At 58.0% G+C, this 24,809-nt stretch carries 17 protein-coding genes; 7 read left to right on the forward strand and 10 right to left on the reverse strand.

Features of this window, described 5'->3' with window-relative positions; translation table 11 throughout:
- Positions 1–252 precede the first annotated feature (252 nt).
- From hcr to ACUW6V_RS06090, 3 genes are all read right to left on the reverse strand, one after another.
- On the reverse strand, positions 253–1,221 hold the full coding sequence (gene hcr, locus ACUW6V_RS06080; RefSeq protein ID WP_454038129.1) for an NADH oxidoreductase: 969 nt from the start codon (positions 1,219–1,221) through the stop codon (positions 253–255).
- 10 nt (positions 1,222–1,231) lie between these two features.
- The gene (gene hcp / locus ACUW6V_RS06085; protein WP_142969639.1) at positions 1,232–2,884 is read right to left on the reverse strand and encodes a hydroxylamine reductase; all 1,653 of its coding nucleotides are present in this window, start codon (positions 2,882–2,884) and stop codon (positions 1,232–1,234) included.
- A gap of 140 nt (positions 2,885–3,024) precedes the next feature.
- The gene (locus ACUW6V_RS06090) at positions 3,025–3,924 is read right to left on the reverse strand and encodes a lysine exporter LysO family protein (protein WP_032990023.1); all 900 of its coding nucleotides are present in this window, start codon (positions 3,922–3,924) and stop codon (positions 3,025–3,027) included.
- A 273-nt stretch (positions 3,925–4,197) separates the two neighbouring features.
- Between ACUW6V_RS06090 and ACUW6V_RS06095 the strand changes: the two genes are divergently transcribed.
- Positions 4,198–5,856 carry an ATP-dependent endonuclease gene (locus ACUW6V_RS06095; RefSeq protein WP_014729224.1) on the forward strand — a complete coding sequence of 553 codons (1,659 nt, stop codon included), beginning with the start codon at positions 4,198–4,200 and terminating at the stop codon, positions 5,854–5,856.
- Positions 5,857–6,019: 163 nt separating this feature from the next.
- Here the strand turns inward: ACUW6V_RS06095 and ACUW6V_RS06100 are convergent, their stop codons facing one another.
- The gene (locus ACUW6V_RS06100; protein WP_032990022.1) at positions 6,020–6,973 is read right to left on the reverse strand and encodes a VirK/YbjX family protein; all 954 of its coding nucleotides are present in this window, start codon (positions 6,971–6,973) and stop codon (positions 6,020–6,022) included.
- Positions 6,974–7,133: 160 nt separating this feature from the next.
- Here ACUW6V_RS06100 and macA point away from each other — a divergent pair, with 160 nt between their 5' ends.
- Complete coding sequence (macA, locus tag ACUW6V_RS06105; RefSeq protein WP_014729222.1) at positions 7,134–8,246, forward strand: macrolide transporter subunit MacA; 1,113 nt, start codon at positions 7,134–7,136, stop codon at positions 8,244–8,246.
- On the forward strand, positions 8,243–10,186 hold the full coding sequence (gene macB, locus ACUW6V_RS06110; RefSeq protein WP_014729221.1) for a macrolide ABC transporter ATP-binding protein/permease MacB: 1,944 nt from the start codon (positions 8,243–8,245) through the stop codon (positions 10,184–10,186). Before macA ends, macB begins: the two co-directional genes overlap by 4 nt.
- Before the next feature lie 64 nt (positions 10,187–10,250).
- Here the strand turns inward: macB and cspD are convergent, their stop codons facing one another.
- The gene (cspD, locus tag ACUW6V_RS06115; RefSeq protein WP_004387937.1) at positions 10,251–10,481 is read right to left on the reverse strand and encodes a cold shock-like protein CspD; all 231 of its coding nucleotides are present in this window, start codon (positions 10,479–10,481) and stop codon (positions 10,251–10,253) included.
- 325 nt (positions 10,482–10,806) lie between these two features.
- Here cspD and clpS point away from each other — a divergent pair, with 325 nt between their 5' ends.
- Positions 10,807–11,127 (forward strand): ATP-dependent Clp protease adapter ClpS, encoded by a 321-nt coding sequence (gene clpS, locus ACUW6V_RS06120; RefSeq protein ID WP_004387936.1) that lies wholly within the window; start codon positions 10,807–10,809, stop codon positions 11,125–11,127.
- A gap of 28 nt (positions 11,128–11,155) precedes the next feature.
- Positions 11,156–13,429, forward strand: coding sequence for an ATP-dependent Clp protease ATP-binding subunit ClpA (clpA, locus tag ACUW6V_RS06125; protein WP_004387935.1), 2,274 nt, complete (start codon positions 11,156–11,158; stop codon positions 13,427–13,429).
- A gap of 167 nt (positions 13,430–13,596) precedes the next feature.
- Here the strand turns inward: clpA and infA are convergent, their stop codons facing one another.
- From infA to trxB, 5 genes are all read right to left on the reverse strand, one after another.
- The gene (gene infA / locus ACUW6V_RS06130) at positions 13,597–13,815 is read right to left on the reverse strand and encodes a translation initiation factor IF-1 (protein WP_001040187.1); all 219 of its coding nucleotides are present in this window, start codon (positions 13,813–13,815) and stop codon (positions 13,597–13,599) included.
- Positions 13,816–14,090: 275 nt separating this feature from the next.
- A complete protein-coding gene (aat, locus tag ACUW6V_RS06135; protein ID WP_004387934.1) occupies positions 14,091–14,795 on the reverse strand; it encodes a leucyl/phenylalanyl-tRNA--protein transferase in 705 nt (234 codons plus the stop codon).
- 37 nt (positions 14,796–14,832) lie between these two features.
- Complete coding sequence (gene cydC / locus ACUW6V_RS06140) at positions 14,833–16,566, reverse strand: heme ABC transporter ATP-binding protein/permease CydC (RefSeq protein ID WP_104671547.1); 1,734 nt, start codon at positions 16,564–16,566, stop codon at positions 14,833–14,835.
- Complete coding sequence (cydD, locus tag ACUW6V_RS06145; protein WP_454038130.1) at positions 16,567–18,333, reverse strand: heme ABC transporter permease/ATP-binding protein CydD; 1,767 nt, start codon at positions 18,331–18,333, stop codon at positions 16,567–16,569.
- A 115-nt stretch (positions 18,334–18,448) separates the two neighbouring features.
- Positions 18,449–19,417, reverse strand: a complete 969-nt coding sequence (gene trxB, locus ACUW6V_RS06150; protein WP_004386312.1) for a thioredoxin-disulfide reductase — start codon at positions 19,415–19,417, stop codon at positions 18,449–18,451.
- A gap of 469 nt (positions 19,418–19,886) precedes the next feature.
- On the opposite strand from trxB, the gene lrp reads away from it, so the two are divergent.
- Positions 19,887–20,381: a leucine-responsive transcriptional regulator Lrp gene (gene lrp, locus ACUW6V_RS06155; protein WP_000228469.1), complete on the forward strand. Its 495-nt coding sequence runs from the start codon at positions 19,887–19,889 to the stop codon at positions 20,379–20,381.
- A 119-nt stretch (positions 20,382–20,500) separates the two neighbouring features.
- Positions 20,501–24,652: a DNA translocase FtsK gene (ftsK, locus tag ACUW6V_RS06160; RefSeq protein WP_454038131.1), complete on the forward strand. Its 4,152-nt coding sequence runs from the start codon at positions 20,501–20,503 to the stop codon at positions 24,650–24,652.
- The last annotated feature ends 157 nt before the right edge of the window (positions 24,653–24,809 follow it).

Consider the following 24,809-nt stretch of genomic DNA (forward strand, 5'->3'; position numbering starts at 1 on the left):
TCAAAATTGCAGGCAGGAAGGGACGTAGCCGTGAGTTGGGTGGGTTTTACGGGCATGGTGGATTGGTGTTATGGGCATGGTGGGTGCGCTACGCTTAACCACCCTACAGGGGGCGTTGGATTGGTTTTATGGTTATGGTGGGTGCGCTTCGCTTACCCACCCTACAGAATTTATCGCGTTGATTTCACGTAGGGCGGGTAAGCAACGCGCACCCGCCATTACACATCACAAACCCGCTACGCAAAAATCACATCACGCCAGAACCAGATCGCCTGCCGGATGACACGAACACGCCAGCACGTAGCCGTCGACGATCTCCTGCTCCGTCAGCGTCATGGTGCTCGTCACGCTGTACTCGCCAGACAGCACCCGCGTTTTACAGCAGCCGCATACGCCCGCACGGCATGCGGCATTCACCGGCACGTGATTGCTCTCAAGCGCCGCCAACAGCGTGGTGCCGACCGCCCCATAAAACTCACGGGCGGGCGTAAGCGTGGTGAACTTAATCCCGCTGGTCGCGGCCTCGGACACCGGCGTGAAAAACTGCTCTTTATAAAAACGCGCCACGCCGAGCGCTTTCACTTCCTGCTCCACGAAATCCATATACGGCGCGGGGCCGCACACCATTACGGTACGGCGGGTAAGATCCGGCACCGCCATCAGCATCTCGCGAGTGAGACGCCCGTGAACAAAACCCGGCGCATCGCCGTTTTCCGCCATCAGCGTCACCGGGTAATCGCGCCACTCGTCGGCGAAAATCACATCCTGCGGCGTGCGCACGTTATAAATCACCTGAACATCCGCCTGCGGGCGATATGCCGCAAGCCAGCGGCGCATCGACATGATCGGCGTTACGCCGCAGCCGCCCGCCAGCAGCAGGAAGCGATCTTCGGTTTTGTCGGCGCAGGTAAAATCGCCCTGCGCGTCAGACAGCCACAGATAATCGCCGCGTTTAACCTCGCGCGTCAGCCAGCCGGAGCCCTCGCCATTGGCGATGCGGCGCACCGTCAGCGTAATCAACGGGCTTACGCCGGGCGTTGAAGAAATCGTATACGCGCGCAGGGTATCGGCGCTGTTGCGAATGCTCACCAGCGCATACTGCCCGGCCTGATACGGGTAGAAATCGTGGCACAGCAGCGAGAGCGTCCAGACATCCGGCGTCTCCTGCCGGATATGGTGGACCTGCATTCGCCACGGACATTGTGGGGTCGGCATTGTCATTCTTTCCTCCTTACGCGCCTAACAGCGCGCGCATATCCTGCTCAACGGTAGTCACCTGGCGCAGACCAAATTTCTCATTCAGCACCGCCAGCAGATCCGGCGTCAGGAACCCCGGCGCGGTCGGTCCGGTGACGATATTGGTCACGCCGAGCGACAGCAGCGTCAGCAGGATCACAATCGCTTTTTGTTCAAACCACGACAGCACCAGCGACAGCGGCAGGTCATTGACGCCGCAGCCCAGTTTTTCAGCCAGCGTCACGGCGAGAATAATGGCGGAGTAAGCGTCGTTACACTGGCCTGCGTCCACCAGACGCGGCAGGCCTTCGATCGCGCCGAAATCGAGCTTGTTAAAGCGGTACTTGCCGCAGGCGAGCGTCAGGATCAGGCAATCGCTCGGCACCTGGGTGGCGAAATCGGTGAAATAACTGCGCTCACCGCGCGCGCCATCGCAGCCGCCGACCAGGAAGATGTGGCGCAGTTTTTCGCGGCTCACCAGATCGATCAGTGTGTCGGCAGCGCCAAGCAGCGTCTGACGCCCGAAGCCGACGGTGATGAGGTGTTCGATTTCGCTATACGGGAAGCCCGACATCTGCTGCGCCTGGGCGATCACCGGCCCGAAGTCGTCGCCTTCAAGGTGGCTGACGCCCGGCCAGCCGACGATGCTGCGGGTCCAGATGCGATCGTCGTAACTGCCGACGGTCGGGTCGATAATGCAGTTGGAGGTCATCACAATCGGGCCGGGGAAGCGGGCGAATTCAACCTGCTGGTTCTGCCAGCCGCTGCCGTAGTTGCCGACCAGATGCTTAAATTTACGCAGTTCCGGGTAGCCGTGCGCAGGCAGCATTTCGCCGTGGGTGTAAACATTCACGCCGGTGCCTTCCGTCTGTTCCAGCAGGTTATAAAGATCGTTCAGATCGTGGCCGGAAATCAGAATGCATTTGCCCGCCACCGCTTTGACGTTAACCTGCGTCGGCGTCGGGTGGCCATATTTGCTGGTTTCGCCCGCGTCCAGAATACGCATGACGTTAAAGTTCATCTGGCCGATTTCCATCGCGCACTCCAGCAGCGCGTTCATGTCCGCAGGCCAGGTGCCGAGCCACGCCATCATCTTGTGATATTGACCATAAATGGCGTTGTCATACTGCCCGAGCACATGCGCGTGCTCCATATAGGCCGCCGCGCCTTTCAGGCCGTAGAGGCAAAGCAGGCGAAGACCGAGAATATTCTCGCCAATCACGGCCTTATCCATATTCGGCGCGAACGCGGCGGCCTGACGCTGTAAATCGCCCAGATCGTCGCTTGAAAGCGTCAGCGAGGCCATCGGGTTATCCACCTGCGCGCTTTTATCAACGGCCTGGCATTGGGTTTTCAGCGCCTCGCGCAGGGCGATAGCCTCACGGGCGTAACCCACAATACGCGGTGAGTCGAAATTGACGTTAGTGAGGGTAGAAAAAAACGCGCGGGGCGCGAAGCTATCTACCTGATGATCGATGATGCCAAGCTCGCGTGCTTTCACCGCCCAGGCGGAAAGCCCCTGCAAAGCCGCAATCAGCAGATCCTGAAGGTCGGAGGTTTCAGCGGTTTTCCCGCACATCCCTTGCGCATACGCGCAGCCGTTACCTGACGGAGTACGAATCGTTTGTTCACATTGCACGCAAAACATGATGACACCTTAAAGTTATATTTAATATGCATGTTTAAGGTTAGGCTTCGGCGCGCAGGGTGAAAAGGGATTTTTGAGGAACCTGAAGAGAGATTGATTTAACGCAATTTTGGCGGCAGAGGACTACCGCCAAAGGAGTATCAGGCAGCGAAAAACGCCATCAGTAACGGCACTAACAGGCTCAGAATAAACCCGTGGACGATAGCGGCAGGCACCAGCTCCAGGCCACCGCTGCGTTGCAGCACCGGCAGCGTGAAATCCATCGACGTCGCCCCGCAGATGCCAAGCGCGGCAGAGCGGCTGCGGCGCACCAGCGCCGGGATCAGCATAATCGCGATGAGCTCACGGCCCAGATCGTTAAAGAAGGCGGCGCTGCCAATCACCGGGCCGAAGGATTCCGTCATCAGAATGCCGGAGAGCGAATACCAGCCAAAACCGGACGCCATTGCAAATCCCGCGCGCAGCGGTAAATCGAGCAGCAGCGCATTCACGGCACCTGCAATAAGCGAGCTGCCCAGCACCACAATGGCGACCATCATGCCGCGGCGGTTCAGCACAATCTGTTTTAGCGTCATGCCGTTGTTGCGAAGCTGAATACCAATCAGGAACAGCAGAAAAATTAAGGTGTATTCGCTGGCTTCAGTGGCGTGTTTAAGAAACGCAAGGCCGGTCAGCCCCAGCAGGAAACCAAGCACAACCACGCCGCACAGTTTCAGAGATTCCAGCGCCATCGCGAGGCGCGACGGCAGCTTTTCCTGGCGGTGTTGATGACGCCACGGAATGGCCCGCTCCAGCCACAGGAGGGCTGCGATATTACACAGCATGATGACGGTAATGCTGACGGCAGAATAATGCAGGATCGCCAGCAGATTCGCCGACAGATTATCGAGAAAGGCCAGGCTGATGCCCATAAAGAACAGAATAATGTACACAAGCCAGCTTAACAGCTGATTGATAAGCCGCAGCGCGCCTGCTTTACGCAGGGGAATAAGGTAGCCGAGAATCAGCGGCACTAAGATAATTAACAGTCCTGACAACATGAGGTGAGCGGTCCCTGAGATAACGTAAGTGCGGGAATAAGCGTGCCGCCACACCCTACAGAATTCATCCAGGCGAGTAAAGCGGCGGTTATTAGCCCTATTTCATTGCGTTAGCGCATGATGAAAGCTATTTATTACCGGCTTGATTATCACGCTTTTATTATTTCGAGACGCCTCGCAATGCGGCGTTTACGCCCCGTCTTTCTCTGTTAAGGCACTGATTGAATAGCTATACTGCCGACACGCAGCCATGCAGATGCAGCCGGAGGAGAGATGTTTCTTGAACGCGTGGAAATCGCCGGGTTTCGCGGAATTAACCGCTTATCGTTAACGCTTGAACATAATAATGTGCTGATTGGCGAAAACGCGTGGGGGAAATCAAGCCTGCTGGATGCGCTGACGCTGCTGCTGAATCCGGGTGAAACGCTCTACTCCTTTACGCGCAATGACTTCTGGTTTCCACCGGGAGATATTCACGGACGCGAGCGACATCTGCATGTCATTCTTATTTTTCGCGAAACCGAGCCGGGGGATTTTCAGCGCCGCCGTTTTCGCGGTTTACGCCCATTAATGACGCCGGGCGGCGATGGCTTTGAGCGGATTTTCTACCGGCTGGAAGGCGAGCTTAACGACGATAACAGCGTGCTCACGCTGCGTAGCTTTCTTAACGCCGAGGGTGAACCGCTCGCGCTGGACGATATCGATGCGCTGGCGCGGCAGCTTATCCGTCTGAATCCGGTACTGCGGTTGCGTGACGCCCGTTTTATGCGTCGTCTGCACGACAGCACCATTGCCCATACGCCCCAGGTGGAAGTGACGGCGCGCGAGTTGGAATTTCTCACACGCGAGCTGGTCTCCCGCCCGCAAAACCTCACAGATGAACAGATTCGCCAGGGGCTGTCGGCGATGGTGCAACTGCTGGAGCACTACTTTTCCGAGCAGGGCACCGCAGGCCCGCGCTACCGCCTGATGCGTCGTCATTCACACGACGAACAGCGCAGCTGGCGTTATCTCGACATCATCAACCGCATGATTGATAAACCTGGCGGGCGGGCTTACCGGGTTATCCTGCTGGGGCTGTTCGCCACGTTGTTGCAGGCCAAAGGCAACGTTCGGCTCGATAAATACGCCCGGCCGCTGCTGCTGGTGGAAGATCCTGAAACACGGCTACACCCCATTATGCTCTCCGTGGCCTGGCAGTTGCTGAACCTGCTGCCGCTGCAAAAGCTCACCACCACCAACTCCGGCGAGCTGCTGTCGATGACACCGGTTGAACATGTCTGTCGGCTGGTGCGTGCATCGGGCAAGGTGGCGGCGTGGCGGCTGGGGCCTGGCGGCATGAATGCCGAAGATAGCCGCCGCATCGCGTTTCATATCCGCTTTAACCGGCCATCAGCGCTGTTCGCGCGCTGCTGGCTGCTGGTGGAAGGGGAAACGGAAGTCTGGATGATGAACGAGCTGGCGCGCCAGTGCGGTTACCACTTCGAGGCCGAAGGCATCAAAGTTATTGAGTTCGCCCAGTCGGGCTTAAAACCACTTATCAAATTTGCCCGCCGTATGGGCATTGAGTGGCATGTACTGGTGGATGGCGACGATGCCGGGCGCAAATATTCTGCGACGGTAAAAAGCATCGTGAATAACGACGGCGAACAGGTGCGTCAGCATCTGACCGAGCTTCCCGCGCCGGATATGGAACATTTTATGTATCGCGAAGGGTTTGACGCCGTGTTTTACCGCGTCGCGCAGGTGCCGGAAACGGTGCATATGAATATGCGGCGGGTGATTGTTAAAGCGATTCACCGCTCGTCTAAACCCGATCTGGCGATTGAAGTGGCGATGGAGGCCGCCCGCCGCGGGATGGATGCGGTGCCGCCGCTGCTGCGCAAAATGTTCTCGCGCGTGCTGTGGCTCGCCCGCGGTCGCGCGGATTAGCTTTTTGGCAATGAGTACATCTGGTAGGGCGGGTAAGCGAAGCGTACCCGCCAGTTGGATTAGCCAATAAAAAAAGTTGTAGTGCGGGTAAGCGAAGCGCACCCGCCGCGTGAGGTGACGAATAACATTGTAAGGCAGGTAAACGCGCGCACCCGCCCGCCGATTACCGCTCGTTAAACCGCGCGGCGATTTGCGCCGTCATACTCTCCAGCAACTCATAACGACGCCGGTATTCCGCGCGTTTTTTGCTGGCTATCTCCTCAAGCGATTTACGGGTTATCTGCAACGGCATGTGGTAAAGCCCCCGGGCGTCCTTTTCACCGCCGAGCGATTCCCAGAAGCTGTCATAATCGGCGTGCAGTTTATCCTTTTTCTTCTTCGCATAGCGCCAGCTGCGGTAGATATGTGTCTCGTTACTGACCGCGAGTATCTGGCTTACACCAAAATGCTGCGCCAGCAGGCAGACCGCCTCAAGCAGCAGGCGTTTAGGAAACAGGCCGTGGCAGGCTTTGGTCGCCAGCTGGATCTGATCGTGTTCAACCCAGGCTTTGGCACCCTGTAAGCCGCCAATAAACAGCGCAGATTGGCCGTCGACTTCGCAAAGCGTAAAGGTCATTTCGGCAAGTACGATGCCGTTAGCGTCACGGAAAATCACCGTCGTTTCGCCTTCTTTGTCGAGGTCGGCGATGGCGGCAAGGTCGAGACGATACTGCGCGTCGTTTTTTCCGCTAAGCGTGGCAAGCGTGCTCCCCTGTCGCGTCAGGTGCCCTTGCATCAGCGTGTCGGGCAAAAGACGCTCGATATGCTGGTAATGATATTCCAGCGCGGCCAGCGCCGCTTTTCGCGACACATTGACCGACAGCCAGGGCCTGTGCAGACGGCACGGCAGGCCCGGCTGGGCATGCAGCAAGGCGTCAAGCATCGGCTGACGGGCGAGCACTGAAAGCCAGCGTCGGGTGGCGAAGGGCGTTGCCAGCGAGCGCAGCATGAATTTCCGCCGATAGGCGGGGTTTTCCCATGCGAGCCCCGGCGTTTTCTGGCCTGTCGCAAGCAGGCGAAAGAGTTGCCAGGCGCTATGGGCTGGCGGCTGTATGGAAATTTCGGCAAGTGCGGACATAACCTGGTCTCGTAATGAAGTCTGAGGTTATGGAAACAAATCATCACTCAACGCAATATCAACGCCGTGGTTTATTTACGAGCTGCATAGGGTTTGGTTGAGATTGCGTTTAGAATGGGAGAGCACACTCTGTTTATTCGTCCGAAACGTCAGGAAAGATATGAAGCTTAAGGGAAGGATTAAGAAGCGCTACGTGGTGCTGGCTCTGGTTATCATCATCGGCGCGGTATGGCTGTGGAAGACACTGAACGCGCCGCTGCCCCGTTATCAGACCATGCTGGTGCGTAAAGGGGATCTGCAGCAGAGCGTGCTTGCGACCGGTAAGCTTGACGCGCTGCGTAAAGTCGACGTCGGCGCGCAGGTGAGTGGCCAGTTGAAAACGCTGTCGGTCAATATCGGCGATAAAGTGAAAAAAGATCAGCTGCTTGGTATTATCGATCCTGAGCAGGCTGAAAACCAGATCAAAGAAGTGGAAGCGACGCTGATGGAGCTGCGCGCCCAGCGCCGCCAGGCCGAGGCGGAGATGAAGCTCGCCCGCGTTACGCTCTCCCGCCAGCAGCAGCTTGCCCGCACGCAGGCTGTGTCGCGTCAGGATCTCGATACGGCCGCCACCGAACTTGCCGTTAAAGAGGCGCAGCTTGGCACGATCGACGCGCAAATTAAGCGTAATCAGGCCTCGCTCAGCACGGCCAAAACCAACCTGGATTACACCCGTATTACCGCGCCGATTGCCGGTGAGGTGACGCAGATAACTACGCTGCAGGGCCAGACGGTCATCGCCGCGCAGCAGGCACCGAATATTCTCACGCTTGCCGATCTCAGCACGATGCTGGTAAAAGCGCAGGTCTCTGAAGCCGACGTGATTCATCTCAAGCCGGGGCTGAAAGCCTGGTTTACGGTGCTTGGCGATCCGCTGACCCGCTACGAAGGCCGGCTGAAAGATATTCTTCCCACACCCGAGAAAATCAACGACGCCATTTTTTACTATGCGCGTTTTGAGGTGCCGAACCCGCAGGGCGTGCTGCGCCTCGATATGACCGCGCAGGTGCATATTCAGCTCGGCGGCGTCGACGATGTGCTGACCATTCCGCTGGCGGCGCTGGGCGAGCCGGTTGGCGATAACCGCTATAACGTCACGCTGCTGCGCAACGGTGAGACGCGCGAGCGCGAAGTGACCATCGGTGCGCGTAACGACACGCAGGTAGAAGTGGTCAAGGGGCTCGAAGAGGGCGATGAAGTGGTAATTGGCCGCGCGAGCGGGAGCGATCAATGACGGCACTGCTTGAGCTGCGCAATATTCGTCGTAGCTATCCGTCGGGCGAAACGGACGTCGAAGTGCTAAAAGGCGTCACGCTAACGATTAACGCCGGTGAAATGGTGGCGATTGTTGGCGCGTCCGGCTCTGGTAAATCGACGCTGATGAATATTCTCGGCTGTCTCGATAAGCCCAGCAGCGGCAGCTATAAAGTCGCAGGTGTGGATGTGGCAACGCTTAATGACGACGCGCTTGCTCGCCTGCGGCGCGAGCATTTCGGTTTTATTTTTCAGCGCTACCATCTGCTTTCACACCTGACCGCCGCGCAGAATGTCGAAGTGCCCGCCATTTATGCCGGCACCGGGCGCGCCGCGCGTCAGGCGCGGGCGCGCGAATTACTGGCGCGGCTGGGCCTTGAAGCGCGCGTCGGGTATCAGCCCTCGCAGCTTTCCGGCGGTCAACAGCAGCGCGTGAGTATCGCCCGCGCGTTGATGAACGGCGGACAGGTGATTCTTGCCGACGAACCGACCGGCGCGCTCGACAGCCACTCCGGCGAAGAGGTAATAGCCACCCTGAAACAGCTACGCGACCGCGGGCATACGGTGATTATCGTGACCCACGATCCTGACGTCGCCGCGCAGGCGGAACGCATTATTGAAATTCGCGACGGGGAGATAATCAGCAACCCGCCGCCGGTCGGGAAACGCGATGCAGCCCGGCTACCTGCGCAACCGCAGGACGCGCCAGCGCTCGGGCAGTTTATTAACAGCTTCCGTGAGGCGCTGACAATGGCCTGGCTTGCGATGGCTGCCAACAAGATGCGCACGCTGCTGACGATGCTCGGGATTATCATCGGCATCGCGTCGGTGGTCTCTATTGTGGTAGTGGGCGACGCCGCCAAACAGATGGTGCTGGAGGATATCCGTTCCATCGGGACGAACACGATTGATGTTTACCCTGGTAAGGATTTTGGCGATGACGATCCGCAATACCAGCAGGCGTTGCAGTATGACGACCTGCAGGCGATACAGCGTCAGCCGTGGGTGAGTTCCGCCACGCCGACGGTGTCGCAAAACCTGCGCCTGCGCTATGGCAATGTGGATGTCGCAGCCAGCGCTAACGGCGTGAGCGGGCAATATTTTAACGTCTACGGCATGACCTTCAGCGAGGGCAACACCTTTAACGACGAACAACTGCGCGGCCGCGCGCAGGTGGTGGTGATCGACAGCAACGCGCGCCGCCAGCTTTTCCCGAATAAGGCAAACGTGGTAGGCGAAGTGGTGCTGGTCGGCAATATGCCCGCGACCGTCATTGGCGTGGCGGAAGAGAAGCAGTCGATGTTTGGCAGCAGCAAAATTCTGCGGGTATGGATGCCTTACAGCACGATGTCCGGGCGGATTATGGGCCAGTCGTGGCTGAACTCTATTACCGTGCGGGTGAAAGAGGGCTACGACAGCGGCGAGGCGGAACAGCAACTGACGCGCCTGCTAACGCTGCGTCACGGTAAAAAAGATTTTTTCACCTGGAATATGGACGGTGTATTGAAAACTGCTGAAAAGACCACACGTACTCTTCAACTGTTTCTGACGCTGGTAGCGGTGATTTCGCTGGTCGTGGGCGGCATCGGGGTGATGAATATCATGCTGGTGTCAGTGACCGAGCGCACCAGGGAGATCGGCATTCGTATGGCGGTCGGCGCGCGCAAAAGTGACGTGCTACAGCAGTTTTTGATTGAGGCGGTGCTGGTCTGTCTGGTGGGCGGCGCGCTTGGAATTGGCCTTTCACTGCTGATCGCGTTTGCGCTACAGCTTATTTTACCTGGCTGGGAGATTGGCTTTTCGCCCGTGGCGCTGCTGACCGCATTTTTGTGCTCCAGCGCGACGGGGGTGTTGTTTGGCTGGCTGCCCGCCCGCAACGCCGCCAGACTCAATCCTGTGGATGCACTTGCCCGTGAATAAATAAAAATGCCAGTCCACGGGACTGGCATTTCAGGAGCAGGATGTACACAATGAAACAGAAGAGTTACGCAACTGCGGATGCGGCTTCTGCTTCAAGAGGGACAATGACGCTGGCATGGTTGCCTTTGGGACCCTGATGCACATCGAACCTCACGACTTGTCCGGCTTTCAGCGTTCTGTAGCCGTCCATCTGGATTGTAGAGTAGTGCGCAAAGATATCTTCGCCGCCGCCTTCAGGGCAGATGAACCCAAACCCTTTGGCGTTATTGAACCATTTAACAGTACCCGTCTCCATGCTTCGACATCCTTCATAAGTCTTATTGAGTAAGATGGATTGAACCGGTGGGTGAGGGGGGCTGTTCAAAACCTCGCCAACTCACGCTTGTACAATTTAGAGAAATCGCACTGTGCGTCAAGCGTTCACCGGGGTCTGGCAGGTGGGATTGAGTCAAAATTTTGAAGCAGTTAACGCTATTTTCATTAATGTGACAGAGCTCGCGAATACCAGTGATAGCTGGTTGCTTGCTGAACATTAGGGTAGATTCAGGATGCGTATTACACTCAACCAGAGCGCCGGAAAACACGCTGGCTGTACTGTTTAACCATGATGACGACTGGCAATGAGTAAAGACAAAAGTTGGCTGGATTTTGACCATTTGGCGGAAGATGATCTGCGCGAAGCGCTAAAGCCGCCATCTATGTATAAAGTTATATTAATGAACGACGATTACACGCCAATGGAATTTGTTATTGACGTGCTACAAAAGTTCTTTTCTTATGATGTAGAACGTGCAACGCAACTGATGCTCACGGTTCACTATCAGGGGAAAGCCATCTGTGGCGTTTTCACCGCGGAAGTGGCGGAAACCAAAGTGGCGCTGGTGAACAAATATGCGAGGGAGAACGACCATCCGTTGTTGTGTACGCTGGAAAAAGCCTGATTAAGGCAAACTATTGAGGGGGTGCCCTATGCTCAACCAGGAACTGGAACTCAGTTTAAACATGGCTTTCGCCAGAGCGCGCGAGCACCGACATGAGTTTATGACCGTCGAGCATCTGTTACTGGCTCTGCTCAGTAACCCATCGGCACGGGAGGCGCTTGAAGCCTGTTCCGTGGATCTGGTGGCGCTGCGTCAGGAACTCGAAGCCTTCATTGAACAAACCACACCCGTACTGCCCGCGAGCGAAGAGGAGCGCGACACTCAGCCGACGCTCAGCTTCCAGCGCGTGTTGCAGCGCGCCGTGTTCCACGTCCAGTCCTCCGGCCGTAGCGAAGTGACTGGCGCCAATGTCTTAGTGGCTATCTTCAGCGAACAGGAGTCTCAGGCGGCTTATCTGTTGCGTAAACATGAAGTCAGTCGCCTTGATGTGGTGAATTTCATCTCCCACGGTACCCGTAAAGACGAGCCGGGCCAGGCGCCGGGCAATGACAATCCGGTCAACGAAGAGCAGGCAGGCGGGGAGGAGCGTATGGAAAACTTCACCACCAATCTCAATCAGCTTGCCCGCGTTGGCGGCATCGATCCGCTGATTGGCCGCGACAAAGAGCTGGAGCGCGCCATTCAGGTGCTCTGCCGTCGCCGGAAAAACAACCCGCTGCTGGTGGGTGAATCGGGCGTCGGGAAAACCGCCATCGCCGAAGGGCTCGCCTGGCGTATCGTGCAGGGCGACGTGCCGGAAGTGATGGCCGACTGCACTATCTACGCGCTGGATATCGGCTCGCTGCTGGCGGGCACTAAATACCGCGGCGATTTTGAAAAACGCTTCAAGGCGCTGCTTAAACAACTTGAGCAGGATAACAACAGCATCCTGTTTATCGACGAAATCCATACCATCATCGGCGCGGGCGCAGCCTCAGGCGGCCAGGTCGATGCGGCAAACCTGATTAAACCGCTGCTCTCCAGCGGCAAAATCCGGGTCATGGGCTCCACGACGTATCAGGAGTTCAGCAACATTTTCGAAAAAGACCGCGCGCTGGCGCGTCGCTTCCAGAAAATCGACATCACCGAGCCGAGCGTTGAGGAAACCGTACAGATCATTAACGGCCTGAAGCCGAAATATGAAGCGCACCACGACGTCCGTTACACCGCGAAAGCGGTACGCGCGGCGGTGGAGCTGGCGGTTAAATATATCAATGACCGTCATCTGCCGGATAAGGCCATCGACGTTATCGACGAAGCGGGCGCGCGTGCGCGTCTGATGCCAGTCAGCAAGCGTAAGAAAACCGTCAATGTGGCGGATATCGAAACCGTGGTGGCTCGCATCGCGCGTATCCCGGAGAAGAGCGTGTCGCAAAGCGATCGCGATACGCTCAAAAACCTGGGCGATCGCCTGAAAATGCTGGTGTTTGGTCAGGATAAAGCCATTGAGGCCTTAACCGAAGCCATCAAAATGAGCCGTGCGGGGCTGGGGCATGACCGTAAACCGGTAGGTTCTTTCCTCTTCGCAGGCCCGACCGGCGTCGGGAAAACCGAGGTGACGGTGCAGCTGTCCAAAGCGCTGGGTATTGAACTGCTGCGCTTTGATATGTCCGAATATATGGAACGTCATACCGTCAGCCGTCTGATTGGCGCGCCTCCGGGCTACGTTGGGTTTGATCAGGGCGGTCTGCTGACTGACGCGGTCATCAAACATCCGCATGCGGTACTGCTGCTTGATGAAATCGAAAAAGCGCACCCGGATGTCTTTAACCTGCTGCTGCAGGTGATGGACAACGGCACGCTGACCGATAACAACGGGCGTAAAGCGGATTTCCGCAACGTGATTCTGGTAATGACCACCAACGCCGGTGTGCGTGAAACCGAGCGTAAATCGATTGGGCTTATCCGTCAGGACAACAGCACCGACGCGATGGAAGAGATCAAAAAGATCTTTACGCCAGAGTTCCGTAACCGTCTCGACAATATCATCTGGTTCAACCATCTCTCTACCGAGGTGATTCATCAGGTTGTCGACAAGTTCATCGTTGAACTGCAGGCGCAGCTTGACCAGAAAGGCGTCTCCCTGGAAGTTAGCCAGGAAGCGCGTGACTGGCTGGCGGAGAAAGGCTACGACCGTGCGATGGGCGCACGCCCGATGACCCGCGTGATTCAGGACAACCTGAAAAAACCGCTGGCCAACGAGCTGCTCTTTGGTTCGCTGGTGGATGGCGGCCAGGTCTCCGTCGCGCTGGATAAAGAAGGCGATAAACTGACGTACAGCTTCCAGAGCGCGCAGAAGCATAAGCCTGAAGCCGCGCACTAACGCCATGCGTATATAAGACACAACGCCGGATAGCGATATCCGGCGTTTTTTTATCGCTTTTTCAGGCAAGACACGCATAAAAAAAGCGCCGCAAAAAGGCGCTTTTTTTCAGGCTGGCGCGGCAAACGGCGGCGCGGCCTGGCTTCGCTTAAGAAGCCTGTACAAACTTAGCGACTACGGAAGACAATGCGGCCTTTGCTCAGGTCGTACGGGGTCAGCTCAACAGTCACTTTGTCGCCCGTCAGAATGCGGATGTAGTTTTTGCGCATTTTACCGGAGATATGGGCAGTTACCACGTGACCGTTTTCCAGTTCTACGCGGAACATAGTGTTAGGTAACGTTTCAAGAACGGTACCCTGCATTTCAATATTGTCTTCTTTGGCCATCTAATCCTCTGGGGTATCACTACCATAGTTTGAACCGGCAAGATAATGCCCAAGTTCACCCATTAAGTAAAGTTTTGCGGGCGAAATGCCCGTTGTACCGCTGCGCCTTCCCGCTCCCACGACAAAACCGCGCGGGCAGCGCAAGCGTAACGGGGAGCGTGAGATCCAAAGCGTTGCGTTAACGGAGGGTCCCAAAACGGCGGCAGGGTAATGGCAGTCATTTTCTGCGTGCGTAAGTATAACACCCTGACAAAAAATGTGCCGAAAACATTCTGCTATCCTGCGGGCGTAAAAAGGGTTTGCGGCACCCAGCAACGTTTTTCGAGCGGCAACGGGCGAAGCTCAGCCAGTTGTTGTAAATAATCACGGCGCGGGATTTCGACCGCGCCCAGCGACGCGGTGTGCGGGTTGAGCACCTGACAATCAATCAGCCTGCCGCCCTGCGCGACAAAGTAGTCGCAAAACACCACCAACGCGGTTTTCGAGGCGTTCTCACGGCGGCTGAACATCGATTCGCCGCAAAACAGCGCGCCCTGCGCCACGCCATACATACCGCCCACGAGCGTATCGTCCTGCCAGACTTCAACAGAGTGCGCATGGCCCAGTTCATGCAGGCGCTGCCAGGCGATCACCACATCGTTGGTTATCCAGGTGCCGTCGTCACGGTCGCTGGCGCAGCCCTGAATCACAGCGTTAAACGCGTGATTCAGCGTCACGCGATAGGGCGAACGGCGGTGGAAGCGCTTCATGCTGCGGCTGATGTGCAACCGCTCAGGCCAAATCACCGCGCGTGGATCCGGAGACCACCATAAGATCGGGTCTCCCGGCGAGAACCACGGAAAAATGCCCTGCTGATAGGCCATCATCAGACGAGCGGGGCTGAGATCCCCGCCTAATGCCAGTAAGCCGTTGGGTTCACGTAACGCCCCCTCAGGCGAGGGAAAAGCAATCGAATGACGAGAAAGCTGCACCAGACGCATCACAACGGCGCTCCATGACAACAGTGTCAAATATCAATCAATGATAGTGTACTGAACGCGCACGAAACTGATAATAACGTCCCTGCTGCGCCAGTAATTCCTTGTGACTACCTTGCTCAGTAATCTGCCCGTTGTCCATGACAATGATGCGATCGAACGCCGTCAGCCCCTGCAGGCGGTGGGTCACCATCAGCAGCGTTTTTTGTGCGGCGACTTCTTTTACCAGAGCGAGTATCTGACGCTCGGTTTCGGCATCCAGCCCTTCTGTCGGTTCATCCAGTAAGAGCATTGGCGCGTCGTGCAGCAGCGCGCGTGCGATGCCGAGACGGCGCAGCTCGCCGCCGGAGAGCTGGCGTCCGCCTTCGCCAAGCCAGGCGTTCAGCCCCTCATCATCCAGAAGTTTTTCAAGCCCCACGCGGGCGAGTACTGCGCCGAGTGCGGCGTCATCGGCCTGCGGCGCGGCGAGGAGGAGGTTGTCGCGAAGCGTGGCGCTAAAGAGATGCACGCGCTGCGGTACGACGCTCATGGTGGCGCGCAGCGCGGCTTCGCGGTAACCGGTGATGGAGACGCCATCAAGCATCACGCCGCCGGAAGTCGGGTCCCAGGCGCGGGTGATAAGCTGCAACAGCGTCGATTTACCACAGCCGGTGCGCCCGAGAATCGCGATATGCTCGCCCGGTGCGACGTCAAGCGTAATATTGCGCAGCGCAGGCTGCGGCTGGCCGGGGTAACTGAAGCTCACGTTACGCAGCGACAACGAGGCCTCGCGCGGCGCATCTTTGCCCGACTCTGCAAAGGTGATGTCAGCCGGCTGATCAATGACGTCGCTCACGCGACGCGCGGAGGCGATAACCTGACCAAGATGCTGGAACGCGCCGCCGACCGGCGCGAGCGCTTCAAAGGCGGCCAGCGCGCAGAAGACAAACAGCGCGATAAGCGAACCCGGCGTGCTGTTGCCACCAACGCCGCCTGCGGCCATCCAGAGGATCAGTACGACCGTCATGCCGCTAATCAGCGTCATCATCGCCTGCGAAAGCGCTGTCAGCCCGGCCTGGCGGCGCTGCGCCTCGTGCCAGACTTGTTCGGTTGTATCCAGTTGTTCACGATAACGCCCGGCCGCGCCGAAAATCGACAGTTCCGCCTGACCCTGCAACCAGCCGGTCAGCTGCTGGCGATAGCTGGCGCGAAGCATCGTCAGCGCTTCGCCCACCGGTCGACCGGCGCGATAGAAGAGGGGAGGGAGCAGCAGCAGCGTCGCCAGCATGATCCCGCCGAGCGTCAGCGCCAGCGTCACATCCAGCAGGCTTAAGCCAAGCGTCACGACCGCGATAACCGCAAGCGCGCCGATGAGCGGTGAAATCACGCGCAGATAGAGGTGATCCAGCGTATCGACATCCGCCACCAGGCGGTTCAACAGTTCGCCCTGACGAAAACGCGCGAGCCCGGACGGAGAAAGCGGCAGCAGGCGACTGAAGGTATAGACGCGTAAGTGCTCCAGCACGCGGAACGTGCCTTCGTGGCTCACCAGACGCTCGAAATAACGCCCGGCGGTGCGGATAATCGCCGCTCCGCGCACGCCAGCGGCAGGCAGCATATAGTTAAAACTGTACAGGCCAGCCATGCCTACGACCGCAGAGGCGGAGAGGAACCAGCCGGAGAGTGTCAGCAGGCCGATGCTGGCGAGCAGCGTCACGATAGCCAGTACGACGCCGAGCGACAGCAGCCATTTATGGCGTTTGTAGAGCGCCAGATAGGGAAGTAACGCGCGCATTTAAATCTCCTCCTGACGGTGCGCCAGCAGCGCCGCGAAATAACCATCGGCCTCGCTGAGCGTGGCGACGTCGCCGCGCTCCACGATGCGCCCGTCGCGCATTACCCAGACTTCATCCCAGGCGGCGATATCATCAATCTGGTGTGTGACCATCAATGTGGTCTGCGCCAGCGACGCGCTCTCCAGCGCCTGCATCACGCGGCGCTCGCTACCGGCATCAAGGCTTGCGGAAGGCTCATCCAGCAGCAGCAAACGGCACGGCGTTAACAGCGCACGGGCAACCGCCACGCGCTGCGCCTGGCCCACAGAGAGGCCGGAGGACTGATCGCCAATCGGCGTGTCAACGCCCTGCGCCAGTAGCGGTAAGAATTCGCTCACCCAGGCTTTATCCAGCGCCGCATAGAGCTGCGTGTCGCTCGCCTCGGGATCGGCCAGTAAAACATTTTCTTTAAGCGTTCCGGCAGGCAGCTGCGGGTTTTGTCCCACCCAGCTCAACTGACGCCGCCAGCTTTCCGGCTCCAGCTCGCGCAGTTCAACACCGTTAACGCGCAGCGAGCCTTCATAGGGCAGAAACCCGGCCAGCAGGTTTAAAAGCGAGCTTTTCCCCGCGCCGCTTTGCCCCACCAGCGCCACGCGTTTGCCCGCGGGCAGCGTGAAATTCAGTGGCCCGGCGAGACGTTTCCCTTGCGGCGAAAGAATGGTCAGGCCCTGTGCCTCAAGCGAAATCGGCTCGCAGCCGGGAAGCTCCAGTGTGCCTTTCTCAGCATGCTGAATCGGGGTTTCAAGGAACGTTTTCAGGCTATCCGCCGCGCCGACAGCCTGCGCTTTGGCATGATAAAAGGTGCCGAGATCGCGCAGCGGCTGGAAAAATTCCGGTGCCAGAATCAGCGCCAGGAAACCGGCGAACAGCGTCACGCCGGTGCCGTAATGGCCGAAATTCAGCTCGCCCAGATAAGAGAAGCCGAAATAGACCGCCACCAGTGCAATGGAAAGCGAGGTGAAAAACTCCAGCACGCCGGAGGAGAGGAACGCGAGGCGCAATACTTCCATGGTTCGCTTGCGAAAATCCTGCGAGGCGGCCTGAATGTTGTGCGTTTCCGCTGCGCCGCGGTTGAAAAGACGCAGGGTTTCCATACCGCGCAGGCGGTCAAGGAAGTTGCCGCTCAGGCGCGCCAGCGCCTGGAAATTGCGCCGGTTGGCATCGGCGGCACCCATGCCGACCATCGCCATAAACAGCGGGATCAGCGGCGCGGTGCCAAGCAGGATCAGCGCCGCCGCCCAGTTGTAAGGGAAAATAGCAAGCACAATCAGCAGCGGCACGCTCGCCGCCAGCGCCATTTGCGGCAGGTAGCGGGCGTAAAAATCGTGCATATCGTCAATCTGCTCAAGGATAAGCGTCGCCCAGCTACCGGCGGGTTTCCCCTGGATCCAGGCAGGCCCTGCCTCCTGAAGGCGGTTCATCACCTGCTGGCGAATGCGGGCGCGGATATGTTGCCCGGCGTGAAACCCAACTTTTTCGCGCAGCCACACCACCCAGGCCCGTAATACGAAGACCAGAATCAACAGCACAAACGGCAGCAGCAGCGCCTCGCGCGGGATGCCTTTGATTATCAGATCGTTAAGGAGATCGGCCAGCAGCCAGGCCTGCGCGACGATAAGCAAACCGCTCACCACGCCAAGCAGGCGCGACAGGCTGAGCCAGCGGCGGGAGATAACACTTTGCTGTTTAAGCCAGCGGGTCAGTTCTTGTTGACGGGTTTTATTCATTGCATGCACTGAGCAGTAAAATCCAGAGTGCTCGCCGCAAGGCGAGAGAGCAGGCAATGTTACAACGGGGATAAAAGAAAGGCGACTGATTCGTCGCCTTGTTTAACGTGCGGAATTAGCTCTGCTTTTCAGCAAGACCGTCAAGATAGCGTTCGGCATCCAGCGCGGCCATACAGCCGGTACCGGCAGAGGTAATAGCCTGACGGTAAATATGGTCCATCACGTCGCCTGCGGCGAAGACGCCCGGAATGCTGGTCTGGGTTGCGTTACCGTGAATACCGGACTGCACTTTGATGTAGCCGTTCTCAAGCTCCAGCTGGCCTTCAAAAATCGCGGTGTTCGGGCTGTGGCCGATCGCGACGAACAGGCCTGCGACATCCAGCGTCTCGACGTTTTCCGGGTTTACGGTGTCGCGCAGACGCAGACCGCTGACGCCCATCTGGTCGCCGGTCACTTCTTCCAGCGTGCGGTGGGTGTGCAGCACGATGTTGCCGCTTTCCACTTTATCCATCAGGCGTTTCACCAGGATTTTCTCGGCGCGGAAAGTATCGCGGCGGTGGATCAGGTGTACTTCAGAGGCGATATTCGCCAGATACAGCGCTTCTTCCACCGCAGTGTTGCCGCCGCCGATAACTGCGACTTTCTGGTTGCGGTAGAAGAACCCGTCACAGGTGGCGCAGGCGGAGACGCCGCGGCCTTTATAGGCTTCTTCAGACGGCAGGCCCAGATAACGCGCGGAGGCGCCGGTGGCGATGATAAGCGCGTCACAGGTGTATTCGCCGCTGTCGCCGATAAGACGGAACGGACGGTTTTGCAGATCGACCTTGTTGATATGGTCGAAAAGAATTTCTGTTTCAAACTTCGCGGCATGCTCGTGCATGCGTTCCATCAACAGCGGACCGGTCAGATCGTGCGGGTCGCCCGGCCAGTTTTCCACTTCAGTGGTGGTGGTCAACTGACCGCCTTTTTCCATCCCGGTAATCAGAACCGGCTTCAGGTTGGCGCGCGCCGCGTAGACCGCAGCGGTGTATCCCGCCGGGCCGGAGCCAAGAATTAACAGCTTACTGTGTTTAGCCGTGCCCATGAGATCCTCATTGTTGTTGGCAGACAATGGGCTGGATTGTAGGGAATTTACGGGGCTAAAAAAAGAGTGTGGCAATTTTGTTAACGATTCATGCAATAGCTGCGGCCGATAGCGTCATTATTTTTACTGATTAAAAAGCGCGGCATATAAGGCAGTAAAATGAGGAATAATCGCCGCTCGCAACCAGTCTCTGGCACGTTCTACTAAAAATCGATGTTTTGCTTTGACAATCCCCTGCGCTTTTGCGAAAACATTCGAGGAAGAAAAAAGGGTTGGCTTTGGTTGCAGCGCATTCTGGCGCAAGCTTGTGCCAATTTCCGGGCTATTGAAATTCACGCATGGCGTGGACAGACGCCATACGTAATGTCGATAGCTGCCAGTGGGCAACGGTCTTCTAACTGACGCCCTGAACAGTGAAGTGCAACGGGTAATGGCAGGTGTAGGGAAGGAATACAGAGAGACAATAATAATGGTAGATAGCAAGAAGCGCCCTGGCAAAGATCTCGACCGTATCGATCGTAACATTCTTAATGAGCTGCAAAAGGATGGGCGCATTTCTAACGTCGAGCTTTCAAAAAGAGTGGGTCTTTCACCGACGCCGTGCTTAGAGCGCGTTCGTCGCCTGGAACGACAGGGTTTTATTCAGGGCTATACGGCTCTGCTGAACCCGCATTATCTGGATGCCTCACTTCTGGTATTTGTTGAGATTACTCTGAATCGTGGCGCGCCGGATGTGTTTGAGCAGTTCAATGCTGCTGTACAAAAGCTGGAAGAAATTCAGGAGTGCCATCTGGTTTCGGGCGATTTCGACTACCTGTTGAAAACCCGTGTGCCAGATATGTCCGCGTACCGTAAGCTGTTGGGCGAGACCCTGCTACGTCTGCCGGGCGTGAACGACACCCGTACTTACGTCGTCATGGAAGAAGTGAAGCAGAGTAATCGTCTGGTCATTAAAACCCGCTAACACAGAACAGGTGCAAACCGGGCGTAGTTTGATTACACTCCTGTTAATCCATACAGCAGCAGTGGCGGGGTTTCTCGCCACTGCTGTCCGTTTTACCTCATGGACCTGGAGAGCCTGTCTTGAGCCAGGAATACACCGAAGACAAAGAAGTCACACTCACTAAATTAAGCAGCGGGCGACGACTGCTCGAGGCGCTTCTGATCCTTGTAGTGCTGTTTGCCGTCTGGCTGATGGCCGCCCTGTTAAGCTTTAATCCTTCCGATCCGAGCTGGTCACAAACGGCCTGGCATGAGCCTATCCATAATCTGGGCGGCGCGCCTGGCGCGTGGCTTGCGGACACGCTGTTCTTTATTTTCGGCGTGATGGCCTACACCATTCCTGTGATCATGGTGGGCGGCTGCTGGTTTGCCTGGCGTCAGCGCGGCAACGAAGATTACATCGACTATTTCGCCGTGGCGCTGCGCTTGATAGGCGTACTGGCGCTCATCCTGACTTCCTGCGGACTGGCGGCGATTAACGCCGACGATATCTGGTATTTCGCCTCCGGCGGCGTGATTGGCAGCCTGCTCAGCACCGCGCTTCAGCCGATGCTCAACAGCAGCGGCGGCACCATCGCGCTGCTCTGCGTCTGGGCAGCAGGGCTGACGCTCTTTACCGGCTGGTCCTGGGTCAGCATCGCAGAGAAAATCGGCAGCGCCGTGCTTACCGTACTGACGTTCGCCAGCAACCGTACCCGCCGTGACGACACCTGGCAGGATGAAGACGATTACGAAGACGATGAAGAGCACGACGAATATGAAGAGGATGAGCGTGAGCTGAAGCCAGCGAAAGGAGAATCCCGTCGCGCGCGTATTCTTCGTGGCGCTTTAGCCCGCCGTCAGCGGCTGGCAGACAAATTCAGCAACCCTGTCGCCCGTAAAACCGACGCCGCGCTCTTTTCGGGCAAGCGGATGGATGACGCCGACGAGGTACAATACAGTGTGCGCGGCACGCCGGCTGATGCCGACGATGTGCTGTTCTCCGGCCATAAAGTGACCGAGCCGGACGCGTTTTATGATGAAAACGACCCGCTGCTGAATGGCCATTCGATTGCCGACCCGGCCGCCGTTGCAGCGGCTGCCACACCGGTTGCGCCGGTCTGGGCATCTGCGCAAACGGCAATGCCGTCTGAAGCGGTAAGCGTTCAGGCACCGGACGTCGCGCCTGAAATTGAATGGCATTCCGCGCCTTCTGCGCCGCAATCGCATCCGGGGATTGCCCCGGAGCCGGATTACTATGCGCCGTCACAGCCACCTGTCGCACAACCATCAGTACAGGAAGAAGAGTACTGGCAGCCCGCGCAGCACAGCGCGCCGGTAACGCCTGCTTATCAACCTGCGCAACAGCCTCATCAGCCGCAGCCGTATCAGGCGCAGCCCTCTCCTACGCAGGCATATCAGCAACCACCGCATGATCCTTATGCACAGCCGCAGGGTGGCCAGTACACGCCAGAGCCTTATGTACCTGCGCAGGAGCCTTATGCGCCGGCATCGCAAACGCCTTACGCTGCGCCAGACCCGTATGCCCCGGCTCATGAAACTGCGCCGGTGCACGAGCCAGAGCCCGTTGCACCGCCGGAAGAGGTCAAACCCGCGCGTCCGCCGCTGTATCATTTCGAAGAAGTGGAAGCCCAGCGCGCTCGTGAACGCGAACAACTGGCCGCGTGGTATCAGCCGATTCCTGAGCCGGAAGAGCTTACCCGTAAACCAGAGCCAGTCCGCGCACCAGACCCCGCGCCTGCCGCGCCTTCAGCATCGGTTTCTGATACCACTGGTGCCGCCGCGTCTGGTCTGAACGTAGCCGCACAGGCGACTGTCGCTGCGGCGGCTGCTCAGGCTGCATCGCAGGCAACCTCTGCAGCAGCGCAAACCGCCGGCCTCGCCTTTACCCCGGCGGCCAGCGAAGCACCGCGTCCTCAGGTGAAAGAGGGCATTGGCCCGCAGCTGCCGCGCCCGAACCGCGTTCGTGTGCCGACGCGTCGTGAGCTTGCCTCTTATGGCATCAAACTGCCTTCCCAGCGAATGGCCGAAGAGCGCGCCCGTGAAGAAGCGGAGCGTCGTATGGCGCAACAGCAGCAGGGCGTTTCTGAAGAAGAAGCCGATGCGATGTATCAGGACGAGCTGGCGCGCCAGTTTGCCGCGTCCCAGCAGCAACGTTACGGCGAAACGTATCAGGCAGAGATGAGCCCGGAAGAGGAAGACGCCGCTGAACAGGCTGAGCTGGCACGTCAGTTTGCCGCGTCTCAGCAGCAGCGCTATTCTGCGCCGCAACCGTCTGGCGCTACACCGTTTATGCCTGATGACATTGCGCTTTCGCCGATGAAAGCGCTGGTTAATGACGGCCCGAGCGAGCCGCTGTTTATGCCAGAGCCTGTCGAGCCTGAGCCGTATCGCCCCGCACATCAACCGCAGCAACATTATCAGCAGCCGCAACAGCCGCATACGCACGTTGCGCAGCCCGCAGCGCCCGCGCAAAGCTACGTGCAGCCGCAAGGTTATGTGCCGCAGCCTCAGGCACCGCAGGGCTATGCCCAACCTGCTGCCACGCATCGGCCTCAGATGCAACCGCAGTCTGTGGTACCGACTCAGGGTTATCAGGCGCCTTCCGCGCCCGCTCAGGGCTATCAGGCTCAGCCTCCGGTTGCGCCTGTGCAGCCTCAACAGCCAGCGGCACCGGCATCATCACCGCGTGACAGCCTGATCCATCCGCTGCTGATGCGTAATGGCGAAGAGCTGCCGAAGCATAAGCCGTCTACGCCGCTGCCGTCGCTGGATCTGCTGACGTCGCCGCCAGCGGAAGTGGAGCCGGTGGATACCTTTGCTCTGGAGCAAATGGCGCGTCTGGTGGAGGCGCGTCTCGCCGATTTCCGCATTAAAGCGGATGTGGTTAACTACTCGCCAGGCCCGGTTATTACCCGCTTCGAGCTGAATCTGGCACCGGGCGTTAAGGCTGCGCGTATTTCTAACCTGTCGCGCGACCTGGCGCGTTCGCTCTCCACCGTTGCGGTGCGCGTGGTGGAAGTGATCCCCGGTAAGCCGTATGTCGGCCTTGAGCTGCCAAACAAAAAACGTCAGACCGTCTATCTGCGCGAAGTGCTGGACTGCGCGAAATTCCGCGAGAACCCTTCACCGCTGAGCGTGGTGCTGGGGAAAGATATCGCTGGTGAGCCGGTCGTGGCCGATCTTGCGAAAATGCCGCACCTGCTGGTGGCGGGTACCACCGGTTCCGGTAAGTCGGTGGGCGTTAACGCCATGATCCTGAGCATGCTCTACAAAGCGACGCCGGAAGATGTGCGCTTTATCATGATCGACCCGAAAATGCTGGAACTTTCTGTCTATGAAGGCATTCCACATCTTCTGACCGAAGTGGTCACCGACATGAAAGACGCCGCCAACGCGCTGCGCTGGAGCGTGAATGAAATGGAGCGCCGTTACAAGCTCATGTCGGCGCTCGGCGTGCGTAACCTTGCCGGTTATAACGAGAAGATCGCCGAAGCGAAACGCATGGGCCGCCCGATCCCGGATCCGTACTGGAAACCAGGTGACAGCATGGATGCCACCCATCCGGTGCTGGAAAAACTGCCGTATATCGTGGTGCTGGTGGATGAATTTGCCGATCTGATGATGACGGTCGGTAAAAAAGTCGAAGAGCTGATCGCGCGTCTCGCGCAGAAGGCGCGTGCGGCGGGCATTCATCTGGTGCTGGCGACGCAGCGTCCTTCCGTGGATGTCATCACCGGTCTGATTAAAGCCAACATTCCGACGCGTATCGCATTTACCGTGTCCAGCAAAATCGACTCCCGCACCATTCTTGATCAGGGCGGCGCGGAATCGCTGTTGGGGATGGGTGATATGCTCTACTCCGGCCCGAACTCCTCCATGCCGGTTCGCGTTCACGGTGCCTTCGTGCGTGATGAAGAAGTTCATGCCGTCGTGCAGGACTGGAAAGCGCGCGGGCGTCCACAGTATGTCGACGGCATCACTTCCGATAGCGAAAGCGAGGGCGGTGGCGGCGGCTTCGACGGCGGCGAAGAGCTGGATCCGCTGTTCGATCAGGCCGTGTCGTTTGTGGTGGAAAAACGTAAAGCGTCGATTTCTGGCGTACAGCGTCAGTTCCGCATCGGCTACAACCGCGCGGCGCGCATTATCGAACAGATGGAAATGCAGGGCATCGTCAGCGAGCAGGGCCATAACGGCAACCGCGAAGTGCTGGCACCGCCGCCGTTTGAGTAACCGTTCTTTTCCCTGCGCGTGCGGCATGCGGCCGTGCGCGCAGGGCTTCACGCTCATCACGATTCTGAAAAGATGGGTAAATTACCAAAAAATCAGCTTTTTCTTCTGTCGAAAATGTCAGCCTTATGGCTACAGTTAGGGACAGTAAGCGATCCCG

It is taken from the genome of Cronobacter sp. 153480017-3 (assembly GCF_053627815.1).